The 15,003-nt window shown below is 59.4% G+C and carries 16 protein-coding genes; all 16 read right to left on the reverse strand.

Translation table 11 applies throughout. The annotated features are described in order from the left end of the window. Window positions 1–4: 4 nt before the first annotated feature. Window positions 5–2,134 (reverse strand): flagellar biosynthesis protein FlhA, encoded by a 2,130-nt coding sequence (gene flhA / locus JOE39_RS11000; protein ID WP_003343980.1) that lies wholly within the window; start codon window positions 2,132–2,134, stop codon window positions 5–7. Between the two features lie 214 nt (window positions 2,135–2,348). Next, on the reverse strand, window positions 2,349–3,485 hold the full coding sequence (gene flhB / locus JOE39_RS11005) for a flagellar biosynthesis protein FlhB (protein ID WP_046266994.1): 1,137 nt from the start codon (window positions 3,483–3,485) through the stop codon (window positions 2,349–2,351). Continuing rightward, window positions 3,486–4,271 (reverse strand): flagellar biosynthetic protein FliR, encoded by a 786-nt coding sequence (fliR, locus tag JOE39_RS11010; protein ID WP_011268436.1) that lies wholly within the window; start codon window positions 4,269–4,271, stop codon window positions 3,486–3,488. 6 nt (window positions 4,272–4,277) lie between these two features. After that, window positions 4,278–4,547 (reverse strand): flagellar biosynthetic protein FliQ, encoded by a 270-nt coding sequence (locus tag JOE39_RS11015; RefSeq protein WP_002554277.1) that lies wholly within the window; start codon window positions 4,545–4,547, stop codon window positions 4,278–4,280. A gap of 25 nt (window positions 4,548–4,572) precedes the next feature. Beyond that, window positions 4,573–5,325, reverse strand: a complete 753-nt coding sequence (fliP, locus tag JOE39_RS11020; protein ID WP_003316820.1) for a flagellar type III secretion system pore protein FliP — start codon at window positions 5,323–5,325, stop codon at window positions 4,573–4,575. After that, window positions 5,325–5,765: a flagellar biosynthetic protein FliO gene (gene fliO / locus JOE39_RS11025; RefSeq protein WP_003343990.1), complete on the reverse strand. Its 441-nt coding sequence runs from the start codon at window positions 5,763–5,765 to the stop codon at window positions 5,325–5,327. The genes fliP and fliO overlap by 1 nt, the downstream gene beginning before the upstream one ends. Further along, window positions 5,766–6,224 (reverse strand): flagellar motor switch protein FliN, encoded by a 459-nt coding sequence (gene fliN / locus JOE39_RS11030; protein WP_003316817.1) that lies wholly within the window; start codon window positions 6,222–6,224, stop codon window positions 5,766–5,768. 61 nt (window positions 6,225–6,285) lie between these two features. Then, window positions 6,286–7,254 carry a flagellar motor switch protein FliM gene (fliM, locus tag JOE39_RS11035; protein ID WP_003422170.1) on the reverse strand — a complete coding sequence of 323 codons (969 nt, stop codon included), beginning with the start codon at window positions 7,252–7,254 and terminating at the stop codon, window positions 6,286–6,288. 9 nt (window positions 7,255–7,263) lie between these two features. After that, complete coding sequence (gene fliL / locus JOE39_RS11040) at window positions 7,264–7,776, reverse strand: flagellar basal body-associated protein FliL (RefSeq protein ID WP_003343996.1); 513 nt, start codon at window positions 7,774–7,776, stop codon at window positions 7,264–7,266. Between the two features lie 585 nt (window positions 7,777–8,361). Beyond that, window positions 8,362–9,765, reverse strand: a complete 1,404-nt coding sequence (locus JOE39_RS11045; protein WP_210077369.1) for a flagellar hook-length control protein FliK — start codon at window positions 9,763–9,765, stop codon at window positions 8,362–8,364. A gap of 111 nt (window positions 9,766–9,876) precedes the next feature. Continuing rightward, window positions 9,877–10,233: an Hpt domain-containing protein gene (locus JOE39_RS11050; protein WP_003316811.1), complete on the reverse strand. Its 357-nt coding sequence runs from the start codon at window positions 10,231–10,233 to the stop codon at window positions 9,877–9,879. 34 nt (window positions 10,234–10,267) lie between these two features. Further along, entirely contained in the window at window positions 10,268–11,974 is a 1,707-nt protein-coding gene (locus JOE39_RS11055; protein ID WP_010425377.1) for a fused response regulator/phosphatase, read from the reverse strand. Continuing rightward, on the reverse strand, window positions 11,934–12,281 hold the full coding sequence (locus JOE39_RS11060; protein ID WP_003344003.1) for an STAS domain-containing protein: 348 nt from the start codon (window positions 12,279–12,281) through the stop codon (window positions 11,934–11,936). The genes JOE39_RS11055 and JOE39_RS11060 overlap by 41 nt, the downstream gene beginning before the upstream one ends. A gap of 84 nt (window positions 12,282–12,365) precedes the next feature. Continuing rightward, complete coding sequence (gene fliJ / locus JOE39_RS11065) at window positions 12,366–12,815, reverse strand: flagellar export protein FliJ (RefSeq protein WP_002554288.1); 450 nt, start codon at window positions 12,813–12,815, stop codon at window positions 12,366–12,368. Window positions 12,816–12,821: 6 nt separating this feature from the next. Continuing rightward, window positions 12,822–14,180: a flagellar protein export ATPase FliI gene (fliI, locus tag JOE39_RS11070; protein ID WP_003391356.1), complete on the reverse strand. Its 1,359-nt coding sequence runs from the start codon at window positions 14,178–14,180 to the stop codon at window positions 12,822–12,824. Next, window positions 14,170–14,988 (reverse strand): flagellar assembly protein FliH, encoded by an 819-nt coding sequence (gene fliH / locus JOE39_RS11075; RefSeq protein WP_003344005.1) that lies wholly within the window; start codon window positions 14,986–14,988, stop codon window positions 14,170–14,172. The genes fliI and fliH overlap by 11 nt, the downstream gene beginning before the upstream one ends. Between the last annotated feature and the right edge of the window lie 15 nt (window positions 14,989–15,003).

The raw sequence follows: 15,003 nt of genomic DNA on the forward strand, positions 1-15,003 counted from the left end.
TACCTCAGCCGTTTGGCCCGACAGTCGCTACGATGGTTACTTGCTTGTTGTCCGGAATTTCCTGGTACGCCAGAACATGCATGTTCGGTACAGCCAATCGTCCAAATCGTGACAGCATCGCCCGGACAGGCCCTGCTACCAGAAGAATTACCGGCAACCCTTGCATCTCCTGACGCTGGGCGGCCTCGATCAACGAACGCTGGAGCTTCTCAGCCATGCTTGGCTCAAGAAGAACGCCTTCTTCCTGACCCTGACCAGCCTTCTGCAAACTATTGAGCAATATCTGTTCCAACCTTGGTTCCAGAGTGATAACAGGCAGCTCCGGCTCAACGCCTACAATGCTTTGGACGATTGCGCGGCTCAGACCCACGCGCACCGCGGCCACCAAAGCGGCGGTATCTTGACTCTTCCCGGCGTTGTTGGCGATAGCCTCTGCAATGCTGCGAATATCCCGGACAGGTACGTGTTCAGCCAGCAGCGCTTGCAGCACGTTGAGCAGCGAGGACAGCGACAGCACGCCAGGTACCAGCTCTTCAGCCAGCTTGGGCGAGCTTTTGGCCAGCAATTGCATCAATTGCTGGACTTCCTCGTGGCCGATCAGCTCATGCGAATGCTTGTAGAGAATCTGGTTCAAGTGAGTCGCCACTACAGTACTGGCATCGACCACCGTGTACCCCAGCGACTGAGCCTGACTGCGCTGGCTTATTTCGATCCACACGGCTTCCAGACCAAACGCCGGATCTCTGGCGGTGATGCCGTTAAGGGTGCCGAACACTTGACCGGGGTTGATCGCCAGCTCGCGATCCGGGTAGATCTCGGCCTCGGCCAGAATCACGCCCATCAGTGTCAGACGATAGGCGCTTGGCGCCAGATCAAGGTTGTCGCGAATGTGCACGGTGGGCATCAGAAAACCGAGCTCTTGCGAGAGCTTCTTGCGCACGCCCTTGATACGCGCCAGCAACTGACCACCCTGATTGCGATCCACCAGCGGAATCAGGCGGTAACCTACTTCCAGGCCGATGATATCGATGGGCGTGACGTCATCCCAGCCCAGCTCCTTGGAGTCTTGAACGCGGGTCGGTGACGGCAGCAGGTCCTGTTGACGCTGCACTTCGGCCAGCGCCTCGACCTTCACCTGGTTGTCTTTCTTCCACAGCAGGTAAGCACCACCTGCGGCCACCAGGCCAAGACCGATGAAGGAGAAGTGCGGCATGCCTGGCACCAGACCCATCACGATCATGATGGCGGCAGATACAGCCAGCGCCTTGGGCGAGGCAAACATCTGGCGATTGATCAGCTTGCCCATCTCTTCAGAACCGGAAGCACGGGTCACCATGATCGCGGCAGCGGTGGACAGCAGCAGTGATGGCAATTGCGCCACCAAACCGTCACCGATGGTCAACAGGGTGTAAACGCGACCCGCATCGGCGAAGGTCATGTTGTGCTGAAAGATACCGACCAGCATGCCGCCGATCAGGTTGATGAACAGAATCAGCAGGCCGGCAATCGCGTCACCGCGTACAAACTTGCTGGCACCGTCCATGGACCCGTAGAACTCGGCTTCCTGGGCCACTTCGGCACGACGGCGCTTGGCTTCCGGCTGGTCGATAAGACCGGCGTTGAGATCGGCGTCGATCGCCATCTGTTTGCCGGGCATCGCGTCGAGGGTGAAGCGCGCGCTTACCTCGGAAATACGGCCGGCACCCTTGGTGATAACCACGAAGTTGATGATCATCAGAATCGCGAACACCACGATACCGACGACGTAGTTGCCACCGATCACCACTTCACCGAAGGCCTGAATCACCTTGCCCGCCGCGGCGTGGCCGTCCTGGCCGTGAAGCATCACCACCCGGGTGGAAGCCACGTTCAGCGCCAGACGCAGCAACGTGGCGACCAGCAGAATGGTCGGAAACACAGAAAAATCCAGCGGCCGCAGGGCGTATACGCAGACCAGCAGCACGACGATGGACAGTGCAATGTTGAACGTGAAAAGTACGTCCAGCAGGAACGGCGGCATGGGCAACATCATCATTGCCAGCATGATCAGCAACAACAACGGAACGCCCAACTGACCACGGCCCAGGCCTGTGATGTTGCTGCGTGCGCTACTGAGTAATTGAGAGCGATCCACTGATTCGTTACCTGCGCACTAGATCAAAACATTGACGCCGATGGCGCCCTGTATCGACCCTGTTGCAAAAAGCTGTCCAACTTTTACAAAGCCAGCGGCGGTAAGGTTTTAGAGACACAAGCCAGGTTAAACCGGAGCGCGGACCGCCCGGAACGGCATGCCCACGTGGAGCATGGGCAAGATGGTGGTCTGCCGGCAACGAAGGGAGAGCGGGCTACGCGTCGCGCTGCAGGTCGGGAGGAATCCTGATGTCGCCCAGAGGGTCGGGGCGCTTGCCCTGACCGGCGCGGAACTGGCGGATCTGGTAGACGTAGGCCAGCACCTGTGCGACCGCCAGATACAGGCCGGCGGGGATTTCCTGGTCAAGCTCGGTGCTGTAGTAGATAGAACGCGCCAGTGCCGCAGACTCCAGAATCAGGATCTCGTTATGCGCGCCGATTTCACGAATTTTCAGCGCCACCAGATCCGTACCCTTGGCCAGCAACATCGGCGCCCCGCCCTGCTCGGGATCGTATTTGAGGGCGACGGCGAAGTGTGTCGGGTTGGTGATGATCACGTCTGCTTCGGGAACGGAGGCCATCATGCGCCGCTGCGACATTTCACGCTGCAACTGACGAATACGTTGCTTGACCTCCGGGCTGCCCTCGCTGTTCTTGTGCTCGTCGCGCACTTCCTGCTTGGTCATCAGCAATTTCTTGTGCGCTTCATACAACACGAACGGCACATCCGCCGCCGCGATGAATATCAGGCCGCACGCCATCCAGAAACTGCTCCAGCCCACCACCACCAGGCTATGGATCATGGCCTGCTCGAGCGGCTCGTGAGCAATCGCGACCAGATCCTTGCGCTCATTGTTCAGGACCACCAGCGCCACTGCCAGAGTGATCAGGAATTTTCCGAAGGACTTGAGCAACTCGACCAGCGCATGCGGCGAGAACATGCGCTTGAGCCCTGCTGCCGGGTTCATCCGGCTGAACTTGGGCATCAACGATTTGGTTGCGAACAACCAGCCACCGAGCATGATCGGCCCCACCAGTGCGGCAACCAGCATGGCGATCAGAAACGGCAGGACCACGACCAGCGCATGCATCCCGGAACTGAGCAGCGCCTTGCCCATGTAGGACTGGTCCATCAGGGTTTCACGGGATATCGTGAAATTGTCACGCATCAGTTCGGACATCATCAGGGCGATATCAGAGCCGAACATCAGTAACCCGCCCGCCCCCATCAGCATCACCACCAGCGTGGTCAGCTCCTTGGAGCGCGCGATCTGGCCGTCAGCCCGTGAGTCCTTGACCTTTTTTTCCGTGGGGTCTTCTGTCTTGTCCTGGCCATTCTCGTTTTCTGCCATTCAACGAGCCCTCACCATATCGCGCAACGCCTGCAAGGCCTGCGTTGCGATCGGTTGATACTGATTGAGCATGTCACCCATGGTCATCCACAGAATGACCATGCCCAACACCAGCGTAAGCGGGAAGCCGATGGAAAAGATGTTGAGTTGCGGCGCGGCGCGGGTCATGACCCCGAAGGCGATGTTGATGATCAGCAGCGCGGTGATCGCAGGCAATACCAGTCGCAGACCCGAAGCCAGTACCCAGCCCAGCCCGTTGGCCAGCTCCCAGAAGTTATTGACCAGCAAACCACTGCCGACCGGCATCGTGGTAAAGCTCTCGACGAGAACCTCCAGCACCACCAGATGGCCGTTCATGGCCAGGAACAACAGGGTGACCAGCATCGTGAAGAACTGACCAATGGTGGCGGAGGAAACACCGTTGGTAGGGTCGACCATTGACGCAAAGCCCATCCCCATCTGCGTCGAGATGATCTGTCCCGCGATGACAAAAATATGGAAGAACAACTGCAACGACAAGCCCATCCCGGCGCCGATGATGATCTGTTCACCGATCAGCAACAGCGCGCTCAGGTCGAGCGCCTGCACGGGCGGCATGGCTGGGAGCGCAGGCGCGACCACTACGGTGATCGCCACGGCGAGGTACATGCGCACGCGACGCGGGACCAGCGTGGTGCCGATGATCGGCATGGTCATCAGCAACGCGATGATGCGAAACAGCGGCAGCATGAAGCTGGCTACCCAGGTACTGATCTGGGTATCGGTCAGCGCAAGCATCGGCTGCATGCGGTGCTAGCCGATCAGGGTCGGAATACTGGTGTACAACGACAGCATGTATTCCATGAATATTTTCAACAGCCACGGGCCGATGACGATAAGGGTGACGAGCATCACCAGCAGACGCGGCAGGAAGCTCAAGGTCTGTTCGTTGATCTGCGTGGCCGCCTGAAACATGGCCACCAGCAGACCGCACAACAGGCTCGGCACCACAAGAATCGCGACCAGCACAGTGGTCAGCCACAGGGCCTCGCGGAACAGATCGACGGCTACTTCCGGCGTCATCGGGCAGACTCCTCAGTAAAACGGCTCATACGCCACCAAAACTGCCAGCCAGGGTGCCGACAATCAGCGCCCAGCCGTCCACCAGCACAAACAGCATGATCTTGAACGGCAGAGAAATGATCAGCGGCGACAGCATCATCATACCCATCGCCATCAGCACACTGGCCACCACCAGATCGATGATCAGAAACGGAATGAAGATCATGAAGCCGATCTGAAACGCCGTCTTGAGTTCCGAAATCACGAACGCCGGAACCAGAATAGTCAATGGCGCGGCATCCGGGGTCGGAATGTCGGTACGCTTGGACAGGCGCATGAACAATTCGAGATCGCTGGTGCGCGTCTGAGCCAGCATGAAGTCCTTGATCGGCACTTGCGCCTTGGCCACCGCATCCTGCGCGGAAAGCTTCTCCGCCAGGTAAGGCTGCAAGGCGTCCTGATTCACCCGGTCGAAGACCGGCGCCATGATGAACATGGTCAGAAACAGCGCCATGCCGGTGAGGATCTGGTTCGACGGCGCCTGCTGCAGACCGAGGGCCTGACGCAGGATCGAGAAGACGATGATGATTCGCGTAAAGCTGGTCATCAACATGACAAACGCCGGAATGAAGCTCAGCGCGGTCATGATCAGCAGAATCTGCAGGCTGACCGAATACTCCTGCTGACCATCGGCACCGTTGGACAGCGTGATCGCCGGAATCGACAGCGGATCGGCCGCCAGCGCAGCAGGCGTCACCATGACCAGCAACAGCAGTATCAGGAAACGCAAGGCGCCCATCACTTCTTGTCCTTATCCTTGCCCATCAGCTCCATCAGGCGCTGAGCGAATTCAGGGGTAGCCTGCTCGCGCACCGGCACCTGTACGGGCTCCTTGAGCACATGCAGAGGCGTGATTCGCCCGGGCGTAATGCCCAGCAGCACTTGTTCATTACCGATCTGCACAAGCACCAGCCGATCACGCGGGCCCAGTGCGCGCGAACTCACCAGCTCGATCACCTGATTGCTGTTCGGCCCGACGCGCTGCACCCGGCGCATCAGCCAGGCGAGCACGAAAATCAGACCAATCACCAGGATCAGACCGAACAGCAATTGCACCACCTGCCCGCCCATGCCGCCGGAGACCGTGTTGGCCACTTGCGCAGGTGCCGCCTGAGCGGCGGGTTCGGCAGCCCAGGCCAGCGATGGCAGGGTCAGCAAAACACTCAGCCAGCGCCTCACTTAGCGCAGCTTCTTGATGCGTTCGCTCGGGCTGATCACGTCGGTCAGACGGATGCCGAACTTTTCGTTGACCACCACCACTTCGCCATGCGCGATCAGTGTGCCGTTGACCAGCACATCCAGGGGTTCGCCTGCCAGACGATCCAGCTCGATCACCGAGCCCTGGTTGAGCTGCAACAGGTTACGAATGTTGATGTCGGTGCTGCCTACTTCCATGGAAATCGACACCGGAATGTCGAGAATCACATCCAGGTTGGGACCATCCAGAGAAACCGGACCGGTGCTTTTCGGCACGCTGCCGAACTCCTCCATAGCCATCCGGCTACCCGAATTGCCGGCGTCCGCAGCCAGCAACGCATCAATATCAGCCTGACTGTCGCCAGCTTCGCCCAATGCAGCAGCCCATTCATCGGCCAATGCCTGGTCTTCAGCAGACGTCATATCGTTTTCATCAGCCATCGGTTGTCCTCTGCACGCAGTATTTCAGTTACGCAACAATTTCCGACGCAGACCTGAAAGGTCAGCGTCGCGCTATAGGTTCGATTACTTGCAGGGCCATCTTGCCCTTGTGCGAGCCAAGCTTGACCTTGAATGAAGGTACGCCATTGGCACGCATGACCAGCGAGTCGCTCAGTTCCACCGGGATGACATCGCCAGGGCGCATGTGCAGGATGTCCCGCAACGGCAACTGGCGCTGGGCGATGGTCGTGGTGAGCGGCACGTTGACATCCAGCACGTCTTCCTTGAGCGCGTTGACCCAGCGCTCGTCCTGATCGTCCAGATCGGACTGGAAACCGGCGTCGAGCATTTCGCGGATCGGCTCGATCATCGAGTACGGCATGGTCACGTGCAAGTCGCCGCCACCGCCATCGAGTTCGATGTGGAAGGTGGAAATCACTACGGCCTCGCTCGGCCCGACGATGTTGGCCATGGCCGGGTTCACTTCCGAGTTGATGTACTCGAAATTCACTTCCATGATCGCCTGCCAGGCCTCCTTGAGGTCGACAAACGCCTGATCCAGCACCATCCGCACGACACGCAGTTCGGTCGGCGTGAACTCCCGGCCTTCGATCTTGGCGTGACGCCCGTCACCGCCGAAAAAGTTATCCACCAGCTTGAACACCAGCTTGGCGTCGAGAATGAACAGCGCGGTGCCTCGCAGCGGCTTGATCTTGGCCAGGTTGAGGCTGGTCGGCACGTACAGGGAATGCACGTACTCACCGAACTTCATGACCTGAACACCGCCCACTGCCACGTCCGCCGAGCGGCGCAGCAGGTTGAACATGCTGATACGCGTGTAGCGAGCGAATCGCTCGTTGATCATTTCCAGCGTCGGCATGCGTCCGCGGACGATCCGGTCCTGGCTGGTCAGGTCGTAACTTTTGACACTGCCAGGTTCGCTGTTGTTGTCAGTCTGGACCATCCCATCGTCGACGCCATGCAGCAGCGCATCGATCTCGTCCTGGGAGAGCAGGTCTTGCACGGCCATGTGAGAGTCCTACTGCAATACGAAGTTAGTGAAGAGCAGCTGTTCTATCACAGTCTTGCCGAGTTCTTTCTGTGCGACTTCCTGAATACTGGCGGTCGCTTTCTGACGCAGCATTTCCTGGCCGATCGGCGAAGCCAGTGATTCGAAGGGAATGGCTGCGAACAGCATGACCAGATTATTGCGGATCAATGGCATGTGTACCTTCAGCGCTTCCATGTCGGCTGCATTTCGACCCAGCATGGTGATGCTCACCTGCATGTAGCGTTGGCGGCCATTGGCGTTGAAGTTGACCACGAAGGCCGGGGTCATCGGCTCGAACACCGCCACGGGCTTGACGTTCGCTGCCGCTGCGGCCGCCGCTGGGTCTACCTTGCTTTCGCTCTTGTGCATGAGGAACCAGGTCGCGCCCACCGACAAGCCTACCGCCAGCAGCAACGCCACGACGGCAATGATAATGAGCTTGAGCTTGCCTTTACCTTTGCCTGTGGTCGCGGGGTCTTTAACTTCTTCGCTCTGCGCCATGCCAATAATCCGTCACTATTCAAGAGGTTCTTCAATACGTGACAGAGGCAGAGCAAGTGTTATGCCAGAGTTGTACGAAACGGGGATGTATTGGACACAAACGGTTACGCGCTTGGGCGCAAGGGCATGGTGACTCTTATACAGGCGTTGAAGGCGCGGCGCGGTAGCTGATGACTATCGTTCCTCACGCGCGTGGGAATGCAGGTCGTGACGCTCTGCGTCACACAACGGTTTTTCTTTGTCAGGTGGATTGAGGTTCGGCTCAGGTCACCTTTTCGCCCCTCGGCGAGTCACTTTGATGGGGCCAAAGTAGGCAAAACCCGCAGCTCCGTTTCCGGCCCGACTTCGTCGGGTTCCTTCGCCCTGTCACTGATCCGGGGGTCGCCGGATCAGCGCCAAGACTCAGCCGTCACTTACGTCGCACTCTGCGTCGTCTGTGCCACCGCGGTCGAAAAGCACTGCGTTAGCAGCGACTGCGTGGAAGGCATAACATTGTTTCGCATCGACGATTTGTGATGCGGAGCACCAAGAACTCCGTGCCTGCGCGAAGCGTTGGCAGGAGAATCAGATCAGGACAGACTTGCCTCACGCATAATAATCGATCTCACTGGTGCCGATCACTCGTGCCGCTGGCTGGCTGACAGGGATGGCCGCATCGACGCCTGCGATTTCATCCGAGCTATCGCCAGAGCTCCTGCCCCCACCACGACCGCTGCGCTGGGCGCGACTGGCCTGCTCTTGAGCCTGTTGCTGGGCCTGCTGTTGCGACTGATCGGAGACATTCACGTCGACGTTGCCAAGCCCCTGCTGCACGAACGACTCACGCAACTTCGACATTTGGCTTTCCAGCGCATCACGGACACCCAGGTGCGCGCTCATGAAGGTCACTTGGGTCTGCTGCTCAGGCGCCATGTTGATCCGGATATCCAGACGGCCGAGTTCGGCAGGCTCAAGCTTGATATCCGCGGTCTTGAGGTTCTGGCTCGACAGGTACATGACGCGATCGACGATGCCTTCGGTCCAGCCACTTTGATGCATGGCCAACGGCTGGTTCATCAAGGGCGCAGCCGGTGCCGCCGCTGCACGTACGGGTTGCGCGGCCTGGCTGAGCGCAGCGAGGCGATCGGCAAAGTTGTCGACGCGCGTGTCACCGGCGGCGCCTTTGACATCCTTCAGTCCCTCACCGATCAAACCACTGAACGACTTGTCGCTGCTTTCAGTGCTGCTGCCTTCGGACGGAAGCTGCTCGCTCAAGACCGACAGGTTATTGACGATATTTTGATTGGGGTCAGCTTCAGCATTGCTCGGCGTCGCCTTGTTGGCAGCCTGGGCATTCTGCGCAGCCAGTTGGGTTTTGGCAGTGGCGTTTTCCAGCGCCAACTGCACGGCATCCAGACCATCAAGCGGATCGGCGTCTGGGTTGAAGGCGTCTTCAACCACGGCCGGCGGTGCCGCCTGAGTGGTGGTGAGCGCCGAGACCACTGGCGCAGTGACGACTTCCGAACTGGGTGGCACCTTGGCTACAGGGGCCCCGGGAGCCTGTGCGACCATTGCCTGCAATGCCGGATCAAGGGTCGGATCGACGACCGCCTGGCCCTCAGTCAACGCCGGATCGGCAGAGGCCTGTGCATCATCCTGTTTAGCATCAGAATGCCCCGCGTCATCATCTGCAGCAGCCGGCTTGGCTGGCAAATCATTGCCGCTATCGGCAACGCTCGACTTGTCGGCGGCATTTGCCTGATCACTTGCAGGCTTGTCCTTGCCGGCGGCGACCTTGTCCTTGTCAGGCGCGGTCTTGTCGCGAGCTGGCTTTACTGGCGCATCTTCCCGCGCAGGGGCAGTGTCTTTGGCCTGCTTTGCATAGACATTGGAAAAGCTGGAGGCCCCGTCCTTGCTGCTGTCAGCAGACTTGACCGCATTATTGGCCACACCGGACCTGGCGGTCACAGAGGTTGTGGCCTGAAGAAGCGCATTGGTAGCAAGGGGCATTTCGGTCTCCGCATCAGCTGCTGGTTATCGCCTTACCGGAGTAGCTAGCAATATGCGGGCCAATTTTTAAATGATCCTTGGTAACGGGAATCAAGGGGGTGAAGTCAGGACTCAACTGACGAACAGCTGCCGCTCGGAATTGAACAGCCCGCGAATCGTCATGTATTCGCTGTCGATCGTGCGAATCAGCTCTGCCAGGCCTGCGAACTGCTGCTGGCGAGCCTGGTCCTCGAGCTGACGACACAGCTCGGAAAGTTGCAAGGCGCCCATGTTGCTGCTGCTGCCCTTGAAACTGTGAGCGGTCAGGCTCAACTCCTGAAAATCAGGATCGTGCGACCCCACAGCCAGGCGCAGTTGCGCGATACGCTGCTCGGAATCCTTGAGAAAAACATCCAGCAAGGTCGGATATTCGTCCTCCATGACCTCCTGCAAGGCATTCAATACGCTGTAATCCAGATGAATCGACACTTGTTCACTCCTTGATCAAGACTCCAGGCGAGGATTATGCCACTCCCTTCCAGGAAAATTCCACGCAGGCGGTCCTGCCATCCCTGGACCACCTGGCCTCGCGGCTCAATTCGCAGACCAGGTGCAGTCCGCGACCATACAGTTCATTGCTGGCAGACGTCGGCGTCCGGATCTTTTCCACATCGAATCCCTGGCCGCTGTCCTCGACGCTGAGGGTCAGCCGACCGCCCTGCGCGACCGTTTCGACCTGCAGGGTCACCCGGATGAAGCCGGACTGCAGCCTGTCGAGACGCTCTGCGCGCTGCTGGTAATAAAGCGCGAAACCTGCTGCATCGTGCTTGAGCGACGAATCCAGCGCTAGCACACCATGCTCCAGCGCATTGCTGTACAGCTCGCCAAGCACCATGTGCAGTGCGGCCCCCTGATCACGCAGGCCATGAACCTCCAGCAGCAGTTGCAGCACATAAGGCAGTGGGTTGAAACGCTTGAGGGTCGAGGCACGAAACTCGAAGCTGGCCGACCAGTCCAGCGGGCTGGATGCGCCGCTGTCCGAATACATCATCGCTGGCAGACTTTTCAGCGGCGCCTCGACAGCGCTGACTTCCAGCAGGCTGACATCGTCACGCGCCTTGCCGCCAAATTCGTTGAGCGCCTCGAGGATCTCTTCGATCAGCAACTGCGGTTCGCGATTGGCAGACAGAACCTCTCGCAGACGCTGCGCACCGAACAGCTCCTCCTGGCTGTTACTGGTGTCGAGCACGCCGTCGGACAACAGAAATATGCGATCACCCGGTGCCAAGGGATACACGTCGGTGCGCGCATCGAAGGCATCGACGCTCAATACACCCAATGGCAGATGATTCGAAGCCAGCGGCACATGCTCGCCCTGCACGCCGCGCAACAGGTAACCGTCCGGCAAGCCGCCACTCCAGACCTCAACCTGCCGCTGCGGAAGATTGATACACAGCAGCGTCGCACAACAAAACATGTCGACCGGGAGGATACGTTTGAGCTTGGCGTTCATTTCACGGAGGATTTCAACCAGACCATAGCCCTTGGCGGTCATGCCGTAGAACACCTCGGCAAGTGGCATGGCACCCACCGCCGCCGGCAAGCCATGTCCGGTGAAATCCCCGAGCAGCACCTGCATGTGCCCGGCTGGCGTATAAGCGGCGAGCATCAGGTCGCCGTTGAACAATGCGTAGGGAGACTGAAGGTAGCGGATATTGCTCGCCCCCAGGCAACCGGCGTGGGCGATCTGATCGAACACCGCCTTGGCGACACGCTGCTCATTGAGCAGATACTCATGATGCCTGGCGATCTGGTCACGCTGCTGGCGGACGGTTTCGTGCAATACCCGCAAGCGGTTCATGGCGTTGATCTTGGCGGCCAATACCAGCGGGTTGTAAGGCTTGGACATGAAATCGTCGCCACCGGCATCCAGGCAGCGTGCGAGCGCTTCGCCTTCGGTGAGCGAGGTCAGGAAGATGATCGGCACCAGCGATTCGCCGGCCATTGCCTTGATTCTTCGCGCCGCTTCGAAACCATCCATGACCGGCATCATGGCGTCCATCAGAATCAACTGCGGGCTTTCGGCCTTGAAGATGGCAACCGCTTCGACACCGTTGCCCGCGCTGAGAACCCGGTGACCCTGCCGCGCAACGATAGTTGAAAGCAGCAAGCGGTCACTGGTGCTGTCATCAGCGATCAGAATGCACAGTTTTTTCGGGGCTGACTGCACTGGGTATGCTCAATTCGAACAGCTTCGAGAAATTGGAAATGGCCAGAATCTTCAGCACATCAGGCGTGCAGTTGACCAGGCGCACCAACGCCTTGTCACCGCCAGCGTGATCGCGCAGCAGCAACAGCATCCCCAGCGCCGAGCTGTCCAGATAATGCGTACCGCGCAGGTCGACCACGTAATTCAATGACTGCGGATGGTCCTCATAGGCAGCGCGAAACGCCTGATGGGAGTTGAAATCGAAGCGTCCTTCGATTTCAAGGATCAGCGTCCGGCCATCGTCAGAAAGTTTGGAAGTGACTGTCATGGGAACCTCGAGGTGTTTCATCACCGAGACATTGATAGCGTAGACCAGCCAGAGAGATTGCTGCGGGTCTGATTGAGTCAAACGTCAGAATTGTTCATGGCGAGGCAGACGCTGCGACAACTCGTCGAGCAATTTCTGCTCGCGCTTGTCCTCCAGCCTGCGCGCCTCGTCCATGTAGCGCTGCACCAGCTTGCGCAAGCCCTCCACCCGCGCATAGCAATCCTGCCAGGCGCTGCGCGCCCGATCCAGATTGGCCTTGTGCCATTCGAGACTTTTGTATTGCTGGGCAACGGCGACATCGAGCTGACTGAGAAAGCGCTGGTAGCCCAGCAACCATTGCCCGGAAACCCCGGCACTGCCGCGCTGCAACCATTGCTGCTGATAATCCTGACGAAACTGGTCAAGCTCCTGCAGCTTGTTATTGGCAAGGTTGACCTGCCCCTGGAAGTGCCCAAGGCGCTGGGCGGCGGTTCGCTCGGCGGCTTCTGCCATCTCGACCACCGGCGCCAGACGCGCCGCTCGACTCTGGGCCATGGCTTATCAGCCGCCAGGCGCTGGTGCGAAAATCGACGCCAGCGCCTCGCTGCTGCCTTCTATGCTTTCGTTTTCACGCAGGCCCTGGCGCTGGTAACGCACCAGCACCGGGTGCAGCGCGATCGCCATGTCGGTTTCCCGGTCGCCACCGGCCACGTAAGCACCGACGCTGATGAGGTCGCGGGTCTGCTGATAGCGCGACCACAACTGTTTGAAATGCTGGGCACGCGCCATGTGTTCAGGGCTGACCACCGCAGGCATGACCCGGCTGATGGACGCTTCAATATCGATGGCCGGGTAATGCCCCTCTTCGGCCAAGCGCCGGGACAGTACGATGTGACCGTCGAGCACACCACGCGCCGAGTCGGCAATCGGGTCCTGCTGATCATCACCCTCCGAGAGCACCGTGTAAAACGCGGTGATCGAACCACCACCCGCCTCGGCATTGCCAGCGCGCTCCACCAGCTTTGGCAAACGGGCGAAGACAGAGGGCGGATAACCCTTGGTGGCTGGCGGCTCGCCAATGGCCAGCGCAATTTCCCGCTGAGCCTGAGCAAAACGGGTCAGGGAGTCCATCAGCAACAGGACATTCTTGCCCTTGTCACGAAAGTATTCGGCGATTCGTGTGCAATACATCGCTGCACGCAAGCGCATCAGTGGCGCATCATCAGCAGGCGAAGCGACGACGACCGAACGCTTCAGGCCCTCTTCGCCGAGGATGTGCTCGATGAACTCCTTGACCTCACGGCCCCGCTCACCGATCAGGCCGACGACGATGATGTCCGCCTCGGTGAAGCGCGTCATCATGCCGAGCAGCACACTCTTACCCACGCCCGTACCGGCAAATAGCCCGAGACGCTGACCGCGGCCCACCGTCAATAAACCGTTGATGCACCGAATGCCGACATCCAGCGGCCGACTGATGGGGTCACGCTTGAGCGGGTTGATGGTCGGGCCATCCATCGGCACCCAGTCTTCGGCCTTGATCGGCGAGCGACCATCCAGCGGACGACCAGCGCCATCGAGCACCCGGCCCAGCATGCTCATGCCCATCGGCAGCCGACCGGTATCGGCCAGCGGCACAACCCGTGCGCCAGGCGCGATGCCGGCCACGCTGCCGACCGGCATCAGAAACACCTTGCCACCGGAAAAACCCATCACTTCGGCTTCGACTTCCACCGGGTGATGACTGTCGTCATTGATGACCACACAGCGGCTGCCCATCGCCGCGCGCAGGCCCTCGGCCTCAAGCGTCAGACCCACCATGCGCAGCAGGCGGCCTTCCACTACGGGCTGGACAGGCAGGCTGATTGACTCGGCATAGGAACCGAGGCGCTTGGCGAAACTGGTGCGATCAAGGCGCATCGAGGGTGTCCGCGTCGGATTCGTCAGCAGTAGGCACTGTACCTGGCGAGGCTTGCAGATCGATACTCAGATCGGCTGCCGCAGGATGGGTTACCTGCTCATGCAACTGGTCGTGCATCTTGGAAATTGCCAGGGCGATGCGCGTTTCGACGCTGGCGTCGATACGGCTATGTTCGGTTTCGATCCGACAACCACCCGGCAGCAGGTCTTCATCTTCGACGATCTTCCAGGACTCCTCGTGACGTTCGCGCATGGCCTTGACCAGCAGAAAATCCTGAGGGTTTATGAAAATTCGCACGTTCTGCGCGCCCATCGGCAAGAGCTTGAGGGCATCGCGCAGGACGCTGGCAATCTGTGCCGAGTCGGTAACCAGTTCACGCTGAATCACCTGGCGCGCGATGTGCTCGACCAGGTGAATGACGGCCTTCTCGATCTGGGTGTCCTGCTCGGCGATAGGTGTCAGCAGGTTGCTCATCAGTTGTTCCAGGCTGGCGACTTTTGCCGCAAGAACGACCTCAGCCTCCTGACGCACTTTTAGTTGAGTGCTGTGGAAACCTTCCTTTTCACCGGTGGCAAAGCCTTCGTTCCAGGCCTCCTGGCGGATACTTTCCAGCTCTTCCAGGGTCAGTGGCTGGACTTCATCCAGCGGCACTTCTTCCATCTCGGCCGGTTCGTCGAGCTGCTCGGGCTCCGGTTCAGGTTCGGGCTCGACGTGCGGATCGAAGCTGGGCAACGCCCAGATATCGAGCAACCCGGCGTCCTTGGCGCGAATGAGGTCGCTGGCCGATTCTTTATTGGAACTGGACATGAGTCGGCTGAATCC

Source organism: Pseudomonas sp. PvP100 (assembly GCF_017833055.1).
GTDB lineage: Bacteria > Pseudomonadota > Gammaproteobacteria > Pseudomonadales > Pseudomonadaceae > Aquipseudomonas > Aquipseudomonas syringae.

Bases quoted from the DNA above. Each gene is read 5' to 3' on its own strand.
- flhB (WP_046266994.1), bottom strand. From the start codon at position 3,485: ATGGCAGAAAACGAGAATGGCCAGGACAAGACAGAAGACCCCACGGAA.
- fliR (WP_011268436.1), bottom strand. From the start codon at position 4,271: ATGCAGCCGATGCTTGCGCTGACCGATACCCAGATCAGTACCTGGGTA.
- JOE39_RS11015 (WP_002554277.1), bottom strand. From the start codon at position 4,547: ATGACGCCGGAAGTAGCCGTCGATCTGTTCCGCGAGGCCCTGTGGCTG.
- fliP (WP_003316820.1), bottom strand. From the start codon at position 5,325: ATGGGCGCCTTGCGTTTCCTGATACTGCTGTTGCTGGTCATGGTGACG.
- fliN (WP_003316817.1), bottom strand. From the start codon at position 6,224: ATGGCTGATGAAAACGATATGACGTCTGCTGAAGACCAGGCATTGGCC.
- fliM (WP_003422170.1), bottom strand. From the start codon at position 7,254: ATGGCCGTGCAAGACCTGCTCTCCCAGGACGAGATCGATGCGCTGCTG.
- fliL (WP_003343996.1), bottom strand. From the start codon at position 7,776: ATGGCGCAGAGCGAAGAAGTTAAAGACCCCGCGACCACAGGCAAAGGT.
- JOE39_RS11045 (WP_210077369.1), bottom strand. From the start codon at position 9,765: ATGCCCCTTGCTACCAATGCGCTTCTTCAGGCCACAACCTCTGTGACC.
- JOE39_RS11060 (WP_003344003.1), bottom strand. From the start codon at position 12,281: ATGACAGTCACTTCCAAACTTTCTGACGATGGCCGGACGCTGATCCTT.
- fliJ (WP_002554288.1), bottom strand. From the start codon at position 12,815: ATGGCCCAGAGTCGAGCGGCGCGTCTGGCGCCGGTGGTCGAGATGGCA.
- fliI (WP_003391356.1), bottom strand. From the start codon at position 14,180: ATGCGCCTTGATCGCACCAGTTTCGCCAAGCGCCTCGGTTCCTATGCC.
- fliH (WP_003344005.1), bottom strand. From the start codon at position 14,988: ATGTCCAGTTCCAATAAAGAATCGGCCAGCGACCTCATTCGCGCCAAG.